Here is a 12,297-nt window from a genome sequence, read left to right on the forward strand (position 1 = left end):
TTTCAAGTACCACTTTCTACTTTTCCATCCAATTAGTATGATACGTTCCTTCTTTATCTACTCGCTGATACGTGTGTGCTCCAAAATAATCTCTTTGTGCTTGCAGTAGATTAGCTGGTAATGTTGCCGTTCTGTAGCTATCATAATAAGCAATAGCACTTGAGAATGCAGGCACAGGGATACCTTGTTCAATAGCAATAGAAAGAACTTTTCTTAATGAAGACTGATAGCTTTCAACGATTTCCTTAAAATAAGGATCCAATAATAAATTTGCTAATGCTGGTTCACGATCATAAGCATCTTTAATTTTTTGTAAGAATTGTGCACGAATGATACAGCCTCCGCGGAAGATCATGGCAATATCGCCGTATTTTAAATCCCAATTCTTTTCATCAGACATCGCGCGCATTTGAGCGAATCCTTGTGCATAAGAAACAATTTTACTCATATATAATGCTTGTCTAACAGCTTCTATTAACTCCGCACGGTCTCCACTATATATGTCCTTTTTAGGACCTGTAAGAATTTTACTAGCATGGACTCTTTCTTCTTTCATTGCGGAAATAAACCTTGCAAATACAGATTCTGTAATAATCGGAAGAGGTACACCAAGATCTAAAGCATTTTGGCTTGTCCATTTACCGGTACCTTTTTGTCCCGCTTTATCGAGAATCACATCAACAAGTGGCTTGCCAGTCTCGTCATCTACTTTTGTAAAGATATCAGCTGTAATTTCAATTAGATAGCTATCTAACTCACCCTTGTTCCACTCTGCAAATGTCTCATGAAGTTCATTCGCTTCTAATCCAAGTACATGTTTAAGAATAAAATAGGCCTCAGAAATTAACTGCATATCACCATATTCAATCCCATTATGAACCATTTTCACATAATGACCAGCCCCATTTGGACCGATGTATGTACAGCATGGATCTCCATTTACTTTCGCAGAAATAGCTTCAAAAATCGGTTGTACAAGGTCGAATGCTTCCTTCTTACCACCAGGCATGATTGAAGGCCCTTTTAAAGCTCCTTCTTCACCACCGGAAACGCCTGTACCAATAAAATGATAGCCTTCTTCTGCTAATTCTTGATTGCGGCGAATGGTATCTTCAAAATATGTATTACCACCGTCAATTAAGATATCACCCTTTTCAAGATATGGTTTCAGCGATTCAATTGTCGCGTCTGTTGCTGCACCCGCTTTGACCATTAACAAGATTTTTCTTGGTGTTTCTAGTGATTGGACAAAATCTTCAATAGTTTCGGCACCAGTAAAGTTCTTACCCTTTGCTTCATTTTGTAAGAATGCTTCTGTTTTTTCATAAGAACGGTTAAAAACAGCTACTGAGAAGCCACGACTTTCTATATTTAAAGCAAGGTTTTTTCCCATTACTGCTAATCCGATAACACCTATTTGTTGTTTACTCATTTAATTGGTCCTTTCGTCTTTCATTTTTTCCTGACTGCTACTTTAGTCAAGAATAGAATAACCCTCATCTGTGATTATACAAAACGATGAAGGTGATTACAATCCATCCTACTATAGAACAAACTGTATGAAATTTCTCACATTATCCCTTTATGGACAATGACTTTCATCATGAAATCCGATAGATCATCCTATTCGCCGTATGTGATGAGAAAAGATAACACCCGCTTGAGTATTTGGGATGCTGTTGAGTCATTGGTTATCCTTTATGTGTCACCCCAAAACTTGTCCAATAAGAGCTGTTCTAATTCAGGGAGAGCGAATATTTTTTTCGCTAATTGGTAAGCAAAGCATGCCCCGCTCGAACCGCTTCCAATAATGCACACAACTCATTTCTAAATCTCCTGCAAAGAGCCATAATTTTTCACGTTGTTTATTGTCATTGACCAGTATCATTTGCCTGTTTTTAAGTTCTTTTTATTATCATCAACCTACGGAAGATTATGACCTTACTTTCCCCAATAAAAATAAGATAAAACATGAAAGCAATGACAAAGAGAGACTATGACTTAACGATTTACGAAGCCTTTCTATTATGAGATGGCAATGGCGCTGATTTTGTTTTTCTTCTTATATGAGTAATAAAATAGAGCAGGAAGATAACGACAGCGAACAATGAAGATAGGATGTACATAAAATCGTACCCTTTTTCGTTTGCGACGACGCCAAGTAGCAGTGCCCCCATCGCTAGTCCTAAATCCATAAAACTTAAGCTCATTGCATTAGCCGTTGCCCTTTTTTCTTTTGGTACAAGGCTAACAGCCCAAGCTTGGAATGTCGGTTGCATCACACCATATGCAATGCCATAAAACACAGCGGCTATGAATAATGAAGATATTCCTTTAGCAAATGCAATGAGTAACAATCCGATAAATGCTGCAATCGTTGCGCTATAAATTAAATAAGCATGTCCGAAGCGATCGAAAATTTTGCCCGAAAATGGGCGAATGATAATAAGCATCGCCACTAAGATAAGAAAGAATATGGAGGTTTTCTCCCCTACTCCAATAGAACTTCCTAATCCCTCAATAAAGTTCACTACCCCAGCAAACGTAAAATAAAATAATAACACTAAAAAACATGGTAGGAAAGCGCGTGAATCAAAAGCGGATTCTACTATTGACAATTTCCTAACTGCCTGTTGATTTATATTTTGCGAAGTTTTAAGGGCAAGACTACCAATTATAATCACTATAATAAGAATAAGAGAAAAGGACAAAACGGATTTAAATGAATAAATATTAATCATTGAAATAGCCAAAAAAGGACCGCTAGTTGTACCAACACTTGTAGCCAAACCAAAATAGCCGATTCCTTCCCCTAAGCGGTGTTCAGGAATTAAATTTGTCGTTATTGTTGCTAATAATGTAGTAATAAAACCGAAAGCAATACCTTGTAATATGCGAAGGATTGTGAATATAAATATAGAATTTGTGAATATTGTCACAAAAATAAACAACAACATACCTAATAAAGATAGAATTAATAACGATTTCTGATTCATATACCGTAAGCAAAAACCTAAGAAAAGCCTAGATACAACAGCAGCAATCATAAAGGCTGTTGTCATTAACCCTCCGTATGTTGGGTTATTACTTAATGCAGTAACATAGATTGGAAATCCCCCTAACAAGGATTGTAAACTTAAAAAAAATAAAAAAGTAAGCATTAGTGCCATTGTATACTGCGTGGACCAAAGCTTGCCTCCTAACGTATGCATATTCAACCTTCTTTCTTAAAAAATCAATGTTTATATTTCGACTACCTAAGCAATTATAGCTTAAAATTCTCCAATAAAGTATTTTCATTTTTTTGTCGAAATAAAGGGAAAATTTTTTATTGTTTATGTAAGCGTTTTCATATATACTAAGTATTAGGCGGATAGCAAGTGTGGCTATCATCGTACTTGGCGAAGGTGGGGCCGGTATATATTGAATGGTAATCATTTTATTTAGTACATATAAAGGTTGTGATTAAGCTTGAAAAGAACTAACTTTTCGTATTTTGTTAAGAATAATGAATTTAACCTACAAGCCTACATCAATTATTTATTGTTGAAATATCATTCATCCACTATTCAAATTCAATCGCATTCTCATCAGACGAAACTTTAAAAGCTTAATTATCGAAACCTATACTAAAAGGTTACCATTACACTTTTTGTAGGGGCACGAATGGGTAAAGATGAATGGTAAACAACATATCCCCTAGTAAAAATCACAGCCATCCGCCATTGGCTGTGATTTTTCATTGTTCAATCGTCTATTTTAACTTTGATTGTTTCTCCATCAACATGCAGATTTGTCATTTCGTCTACTTCTGCTAATGTAATTGACTGGACAAGTAATGATTCATGTAAAAGCGCCGAAAACTTCTCTAATGCTCTTAAAACCTTTTCATTGCCAAACATTGTTAGATGAATACGAAGATCAACCGGTAACCCTTGCTTTTTTCGCCTGTTTTGCACTTCTCTCATTACTTCCCTCACTAACCCTTCTTGCAAAAGCTCTTCTGTTAATCCGATATTCAGGATGACTGTACAATCTTTTCCTTCTGCAAATCTATATGGATGTTTCGCTTTTTTCTCTACTAACACATCCTCATTTTCTAAAACAAGCATTTCACCATTTTTTTCTATGTTTAATGATCCATTCGTGAGTAAGGTATTTTTTTCACAGACTGTTAATTCTTTTAATGTTTGCTCAATCACTTTTATTCTTTTACCGTATTTTTTACCGGCAATTGCGTAGTTAACTTTTAACTCAACTGTTACAAAGTTATGGGTATTTTTTTCATAAATTATTTCTTTTACATTCGTTTCATCTTTTATGATCTGTTCAAAGGAAGATACACTTGCTTTCCCTTTAACTGCACTTACGATTACTGTTTGAAGTGGCTGCTTTGTTTTGATATTAGCTGCCATCCTGATTGATCTAGTGAGTTCAACAATTTGTCGAACATCTTTCATATCGGATTCTAACTGGATGTTGGTCTTCGTTTTCTCTTGCTTAGGAAAATCAGATAGATGAACACTACTGCCGACTAATTGTAAGTGAATCTCATCGGTGACGAACGGCATAAATGGTGCAAATAATCGCGTTGATTGCACCAGCACTTCGTAAAGAGTGGTATATGCTGCCCTTTTGTCGTGGTCTAATCCTTCCTTCCAGAATCTTTGCCGTGATCGTCTGACATACCAATTACTCACATCATCTAAAAATTCTGCCAGTAATTTAGCACTTTTGAAAAAGTCATAAACTTCTAATCCTTCTCTTACCTTCTCAATCGTATGATGCAATCTTGAAAGTATCCATTGGTCAATGATTGCCAATTCCTTTACTCGATGCTGGCTAAAATCAAAACCATCAATCTTTGCATACATATCATAGAAGGAAAAAACATTCCTGAACGTATCTACTATTTTTGATTTTGCCTGTTGAACGGTCTTTTTAGAAAATCGCTTATTATTCCAAGGAGCACTATCACTAAGAAGAGCCCATCTTAATGCATCTGCGCCAAACTCTTCAATCAACAAGGTAGGATTTAGAGCATTCCCTTTGCTTTTAGACATTTTTTGTCCTTGCTCATCTAATATATGACCGAGAGATAAGACCTTTTTATACGGTGCGACACCTTTATAAAGTGTTGATACGGCAAGTAAACTGTAGAACCACCCTCTCGTTTGATCTACTCCTTCGATCACAATGTCGGCGGGAAATTGATTATTAAATAGCGTTGTCTGTTCGAAAGGATAATGATATTGAGCATATGGCATTGAACCACTATCAAACCATACATCAATGACCTCCTTCTCACGCTTCATTTCACCACCACAAGAACATCTCAAATGAATACGGTCAACATAAGGTTTGTGCAAATCGATGCGATCATCTACATTTTCAATCGCTCTTTCTTTTAATTGTGCAATGGAATTTGGGCTACTTTCTAGTCCACAAGTTTGACAAGTCCATACATTTAACGGCGTTCCCCAAAAACGATTTCTTCCAATATTCCAATCAACAAGTTGGTCAAGAAAATGACCGAATCGGCCATTCTTCATATGCGCTGGATACCATTCAACCGTTTGGTTATTGTCTATCATTTTTTCTTTGACATCAGTTGTGCGAATGAACCAACCTTCCATCGCATAATAAATCAGCGGATTGTCACATCTCCAGCAATACGGATAACTATGTTCATATTTCCTCTTACTATAAAGTAGATTCTCCTGAGCTAGCATTTGAATGATCGTTACATCACTTTCTTTCACTTTCTTATTTGCAAGAGGAACATTCTGCTTATATCTTCCTTTCTCATCAACAACTTGCAAAAAATCTAATCCATTTTCTTTTACAGCTTGGTAGTCATCTTCGCCATGTGCTGGGGCAATATGGACTAACCCAGTTCCCGAATCTTCCGTTACAAAATCGGCTGCAATCACTTTATGTCCATTGTTGAGTGAGACAAATGAAAATGGCGCAACATACTTCATACCTACTAATGCTTCACCTCTTACAGACTCGATGACTTTGTATCCTTCTTTAAGTACTGTTGAAACCAAGCTTTCTGCGACAATCAATCGTTCATTATTTTGCTCTACTTTCACATAACTTAGCTTAGGGTTTACCGCTACAGCTACATTTCCAGGTAATGTCCAAGGTGTTGTTGTCCAACAAAGTAAGTATTCATTCTCAGCCACTTTAAACTTAACTGTTGCTGATAGATCATGCACATCTTTATATCCTTGTGCAACTTCATGCGAACTTAGGGATGTTTCACAATGAGGACAATAAGGGACAACCCGATGCCCTTTATATAAGCGTCCATCATGATGAATTTGAGATAATATATGCCAAACCGATTCAATGTACTCATTATCGAGTGTGATATAAGGGTGATCCATCTCCACCCAATAGCCCAATTGCTCAGTAAACTGTCGCCATTCTTTTTCATATGTGAATACACTCTTCTTACATTCTGCTATGAATGCTTCTACACCAAATGCTTCAATATCATCTTTGCTAAGCAATTGTAATTTCTTTTGTACTTCAAGTTCTACAGGGAGCCCATGTGTATCCCATCCTGCTTTTCTTAAAACTTGATGTCCAGTCATGGTTTTGTAACGGGCAACAAAATCTTTTATCGTTCGACCAAGTGCATGACCAGCATGTGGCATACCATTTGCTGTTGGTGGGCCTTCATAAAAAACAAAGGATGGCGCCTCATGTCTTTGCTGTATGGACCTTTGAAAGATTTTTTCCTCTTGCCAATATTCGCGAACCTTTCTCTCCTTTTCCACATCTCGTTCTTTCATTTTAAAATCTCCCTTCCATATCCATTCATATACGAAAAAAACTCGATTCTATACGTAGAATCGAGTTAAAATATCCCCTCTAAAAAACAAAAAAACCAACTGTAGTGGTTTGTATTTGCTCTCACTACGTACTATCATACGCGTCCAGGATATCGGTTGGATGCCGTCAAAGCTTAGTTTCACTTCAGCTTTGCTTCTCAGAGAGGATTTTCATTGTGGTCTTAACGTCAGCCTCTCAGCAAATGGCTCACTCTCTTTGGATAAGATGTTCACAACTACTCTTTCTCGTCAACGAATTGAATAGAATTTAATTAATATGAAGTATCATATGTTAATAATTGTGAATTGTCAATAGAATAAATATTTATCATTGCAGGATAAAGAGAAGTAACCTATTATAATAATTATTAATAAAAACATGCTAAATAGACAATAAAGATTGCCAACCATAAAAGGAGATAACAAAATGACGATTCACACAGAGAAAGAAGGCATTTTCACGTCCGTTTGTTCCCTAGATTGTCCTGACCAATGTGGTTTACTCATACATAAAAAAGACGGGAAAATCGTGAAAGTTGAAGGCGACCCTAACCATCCTGTTACGCAAGGGAATATTTGCAATAAAGTAAGAAATATGGCTGAACGGCTATATGACCCAAAGAGATTAACTCATCCTCTCAAGCGAACGGGTCCAAAAGGTAGTAGTCAATTTGAGGAGATCAGTTGGGATGAAGCACTACAAATCATTACAGATAAATGGAAAGATTTAATTAAAACGCACGGACCCGAGAGCATTCTTCCCTATAGCTTTTACGGTAATATGGGTAGAGTGGCTGCTGAAGGAATGGACCGCCGTTTCTTTTCACGCTTAGGTGCAAGTAGACTAGAACAAACAGTTTGTCAAGCAGCAGGTAAAGAAGGTTATCGTTACACAATGGGCGGAGGCTTTGGCACAGATCCAGAAGACACAAGTGAAGCCAAGCTCATCATCCTTTGGGGAATCAATGCTGTCAGTACGAATATGCATCAAGTTATTCTTGCCCGAAAAGCAAAGAAACACGGGGCAAAAATCATCGTGATTGATGTCCATAAAAATCAAACAGGCAAAATGGCTGATTGGTTCATTCCCATTAAACCAGGTACGGATAGTGCTCTTGCACTTGGAATGATGCATATCTTGTTTGCTGAGCATATGGTAGATGAAGAATTTCTTGAAACGTATACCATTGGACATGAGCAATTACGAACGCATGTAAAAAAATACACGCCAGAAGTTGTCGCGTCTATTACAGGGGTCTCTGTAGAGGATCTTTATCAATTAGCAAGAGAATATGGTCAGACTACACCATCATTTATCCGCATTGGCAATGGATTGCAACATCATGATAATGGTGGGATGAATGTACGTGCTATTTCCTGCCTTCCTGCTTTAACAGGGCAATGGCTGCATAAAGGTGGTGGCGCACTCAAATCAAATTCTGGTTATTTATCGTTCAATACCGCGGGTATGCAACGACCCGATTTATTAGCAAATAAACAGACAAGATCGATTAATATGAATCTCATAGGTGAAGCTTTAGGACAAAAAGATAAACCTATCCGTTCCATGTATGTTTATGGTAGTAATCCGGCAGTTATTGCACCTAATAGTAATCTGGTGAAAAAAGGGCTTGCAAGAGAAGACTTATTTTTAGTTGTGCATGATTTATTCTTAACGGAAACAGCTCAATATGCTGACATCATCTTGCCATCTACTTCATCATATGAGAATACCGATTTTTACACTTCTTATTGGCATCATTATATTCATTTGCATGAACCGGTAATAGAACCATATGGTGAGTCACGATCCAATCATCATGTTTTTCAACAACTAGCACATTATATGGGATTTACTGAAGATTTATTTAAGGATTCCGAAGAAGATTTAATTACATCCGCTTTAGAGAATTCAAAGAATGAATATATGAAGGATATTAATTTTGAGCTTTTAAAAGAAAATCGGTTTATGAAAGCAGACGTACGTCCATTACTTCCCGGCAAACTTAAAACACCAAGTGGAAAAATCGAACTTTATTCAGAATTAATGGAGAAGGCTGGCTTAAATCCGCTACCGACTTACAATCCAATAGTAGATGAAGGCGATGCACCATTTTTATTCGTTCCAGCACCAAACCATAATTTTCTAAATAGTACCTTCTCAAATAATGAAAAGCATATTAAATTAGAAAAACAACCAAAACTCCATTTGCATAGCAAGGACGCACAAGATTATCAAATTGAAAATGGAGATGTAGTAAAAATCTATAATGAACGAGGAGAATGTGAGTTAACGGCCGCTATCGGAGAAAACGTACTTCCAGGGGTTGTTGTTAGTCAAGGCCTTTGGGCTGATGAGCCAGGCAAGAAACAACTCGTTAATACGCTCACACCTGATAGAGTCGCTGATATGGGAGGCGGTGCCACTTTCTTTTCCGGGAGAGTATATATTGAGAAAGTCAGTAGTCATGAATAAACATTGAGAAAATGGACATATATCTAAAATACAAATAGGCTAGGACAAACTGGTAGGATGATTGTTTGTTCTAGTCTTTTTTTATTGTAGCAACTAAGTGAAGCAGCTGAGTCATAGGACGCTAGCGTTAACTTATATGGGTTGAGGCATTTTTCGGCTTTGTCTCTTCTATACATAACAAACAGTAAAGTAATGACTAACGTGAGACAAATGAACAGCACAAATAGTGAGTCAGCTTCCAATATAGACGATGAATAATTAAAACTAGTTCCCCTCTTATGCTTTACACCTTTGAATCATTGTTCGCAAACAATAAAAAGCCGAACAAATCCCTCTTATTTACAAAGGGAAATTTGTTCGGCACCTATCTTTTTTTATTAACCAAATCTGCCAGTCACATAATCTTCTGTACGGCTATCTTTTGGCATGGAGAAGATTTGATCGGTTTGTTCAAATTCAATGACTTCTCCGTTTAAGAAGAAAGCTGTCTTATCGGATACACGAGCAGCTTGTTGCATATTATGTGTAACGATGACGATGGTATAATCTTTCTTCAAATGAGCGATGAGCTCTTCTACTTTCAGTGTTGAAATCGGGTCAAGTGCGGATGTTGGTTCATCCATTAAGATAACGTCTGGTTTCATCGCAATTGCTCTCGCAATACAAACACGTTGTTGTTGACCACCTGATAAACCAAGAGCCGAAGTTTTTAAACGATCTTTTACTTCGTCCCAAATCGCTGCTCCACGTAAACTTTCTTCAACAATTTGATTCAATTCTTTTTTATTTTTAATCCCTTGCATTCTTGGCCCATATGCTACATTATCATAGATGCTCATTGGGAATAGATTAGGCTTCTGGAAAACCATACCGACTTTTGTTCTAAGTTCAATAACATCTTTTGATTGATATATATTGTTGCCATTAATATGGATATCTCCATTAATTCTCACACTATCAATTAAATCATTCATACGATTCAATGTTCTTAAAAAAGTCGATTTTCCACATCCAGAAGGACCAATTAATGCTGTTACCTCTTTTTCACGAATATCTAATGATACTTGATAAAGCGCTTGGTTATCACCGTAAAATAAATCTAAGTCTCTTACGCTAATTTTCACTGAACGCTGATCATTTTGGTTCTCAACATTTGCAGTCTCTTTTACTTCTTTACGTTCTAGTGTTGTATTCATGAATAGAACACTCCTTTTTAATAGTCAGCTTTATTAAGCTTTTTAGAGATAAATGTTGCAGCAAAGTTTAGAGCAAGAATCATTACAATTAACACAATACCAATCGCTGCTGCTAATTCAATATCACCAGATTCTTGAGTAACAAGATACGAATGAACCGTTAATGTTCTCGCTGATGAGAAAATCCCTTCAGGCATTGCTGCTACTGTACCTGCTGTTAAAAAGATCGCTGCTGATTCACCGATAATTCGTCCCATAGAGAGGATAATCCCCGATAAGATTCCTGGCATAGCGCTAGGTAAAATGACTTTATATAGTGTTTGTAACTTTGTTGAACCTAATGCAAGTGACCCTTCTCGGTAACTAGCTGGTACTGTTTTTAATGCTTCTTCAGTTGTACGGATGATCACTGGTAAAACAATAATTGTTAAAGTTAAGGATGCTGATATAATAGACATCCCCATCGCCAATGTGGTAACAAAGAATACAGCACCGAATAATCCGTATATAATAGATGGAATACCCGTTAAACTCTCTGTTGCAAACCGGATCATTCGAACGAGTCTGCCTTGTTTCGCATACTCTTGTAAATAGACTGCTGCTAAAATCCCGATTGGTGTGGCAATCACTAGCGATATTACAATTGTATAAATGGTAGTAATAATCATTGGCCAAATGCCACCGCCGCCGACAGGTGAATAGTCACCGAAGATAAACTCAAGATTAATTAACCCGATACCTTTATAAAAAATATAACCAACAATAATAAGGAGGATAGCTACAGTTAAGAAAGCTCCAAACCACAATAAGCCCAATAATAAATTATCTTTAAACTTTCTCACCTTACTTCCCACCTTTCGAACTTATTTTCGCTAATACGAAATTCAATATAAGAATGAATGAGAATAATACAATCCCAGTCGCAAATAGCATTTCTTGATGTGTACCATACGCGTAACCCATTTCAAGGGCAATATTCGTTGTAAGTGGTCTTACACTATCAGTTATACTTGTTGGTATAATCAAACTATTACCAGCAACAAGAATGACTGCCATCGTCTCTCCAATTGCTCGTCCTAGCCCTAATACGATCGCTGCCATAATACCTGATTTTGCTGCTGGAACAACGACTTTAAAAATGGTTCCGATTGGCGAGGCACCTAATGCTAAGGAACCTTCTCTATACGTTTTCGGTACTGCTCTGATTGCTGTTTCAGCAACGGTTACAATCGTAGGTAACATCATAATCGCTAAAACTAGAATCACCGCAATTAAACTTTGCCCTTTTACTAAGCCAAGATTATTTTGTAAGAAAGGAACAATAATAGCTAAGCCGAATACACCGTATAATACAGATGGAATACCCGCTAATAATTGAACAGCCGGTGAAATAATCTTTGCAATAGGTTTCGGAGCAATTTCCGATAAGAAGATCGCAGTTAATAACCCAATAGGTACTCCAATAACAAGCGCTCCAATCGTTGCATAAATAGAAGCAACAATCATTGGAAAGATTCCATACTTATCTTCACTCGGTATCCAATCAGATCCAAAGATGAAATCAATAAAACTGTATCCATCTGCAATGAAAGGGTTCGATCCTTTAAAGAAGACGAAACCAATAATTAGAAATAAACTAAGCACAGAGATTAACGCACAGATTAAAAACAATTTCTCTGAGATGAACTCCATAATATATTTTAAACGATTTGATTTATTTTTTTGTTTTACTTCTGATGGATTTGGCAAAACACATACCTCCAAAGTCACTTGCTAATTG

7 protein-coding genes are annotated in these 12,297 nt (G+C 36.8%); 1 reads left to right on the plus strand and 6 read right to left on the minus strand.

What is annotated here, in order from left to right; translation table 11 throughout:
• Positions 1–16 precede the first annotated feature (16 nt).
• From gndA to ileS, 3 genes are all read right to left on the minus strand, one after another.
• Entirely contained in the window at positions 17–1,432 is a 1,416-nt protein-coding gene (gene gndA / locus MHH73_RS12750) for an NADP-dependent phosphogluconate dehydrogenase (protein WP_191814461.1), read from the minus strand.
• Positions 1,433–2,009: 577 nt separating this feature from the next.
• Positions 2,010–3,212 (minus strand): MFS transporter, encoded by a 1,203-nt coding sequence (locus MHH73_RS12755; protein ID WP_341067236.1) that lies wholly within the window; start codon positions 3,210–3,212, stop codon positions 2,010–2,012.
• A gap of 534 nt (positions 3,213–3,746) precedes the next feature.
• Positions 3,747–6,806: an isoleucine--tRNA ligase gene (gene ileS / locus MHH73_RS12760; protein ID WP_341067239.1), complete on the minus strand. Its 3,060-nt coding sequence runs from the start codon at positions 6,804–6,806 to the stop codon at positions 3,747–3,749.
• A gap of 466 nt (positions 6,807–7,272) precedes the next feature.
• On the opposite strand from ileS, the gene MHH73_RS12765 reads away from it, so the two are divergent.
• Positions 7,273–9,321 (plus strand): molybdopterin-containing oxidoreductase family protein, encoded by a 2,049-nt coding sequence (locus tag MHH73_RS12765; protein WP_341067242.1) that lies wholly within the window; start codon positions 7,273–7,275, stop codon positions 9,319–9,321.
• A 377-nt stretch (positions 9,322–9,698) separates the two neighbouring features.
• Here MHH73_RS12765 and pstB read toward each other — a convergent pair whose 3' ends face one another.
• From pstB to pstC, 3 genes are read right to left on the minus strand one after another with little or no spacing between them, the layout of a single operon-like run.
• Positions 9,699–10,517 (minus strand): phosphate ABC transporter ATP-binding protein PstB, encoded by an 819-nt coding sequence (gene pstB, locus MHH73_RS12770; protein WP_191814469.1) that lies wholly within the window; start codon positions 10,515–10,517, stop codon positions 9,699–9,701.
• A gap of 17 nt (positions 10,518–10,534) precedes the next feature.
• A complete protein-coding gene (gene pstA, locus MHH73_RS12775; protein ID WP_191814471.1) occupies positions 10,535–11,359 on the minus strand; it encodes a phosphate ABC transporter permease PstA in 825 nt (274 codons plus the stop codon).
• Between the two features lies 1 nt (position 11,360).
• The gene (gene pstC, locus MHH73_RS12780; protein WP_225230615.1) at positions 11,361–12,266 is read right to left on the minus strand and encodes a phosphate ABC transporter permease subunit PstC; all 906 of its coding nucleotides are present in this window, start codon (positions 12,264–12,266) and stop codon (positions 11,361–11,363) included.
• Positions 12,267–12,297: the final 31 nt, after the last annotated feature.

This window comes from Cytobacillus sp. FSL K6-0265 (assembly GCF_038003465.1).
Lineage (GTDB): Bacteria > Bacillota > Bacilli > Bacillales > Cytobacillaceae > Cytobacillus > Cytobacillus stercorigallinarum.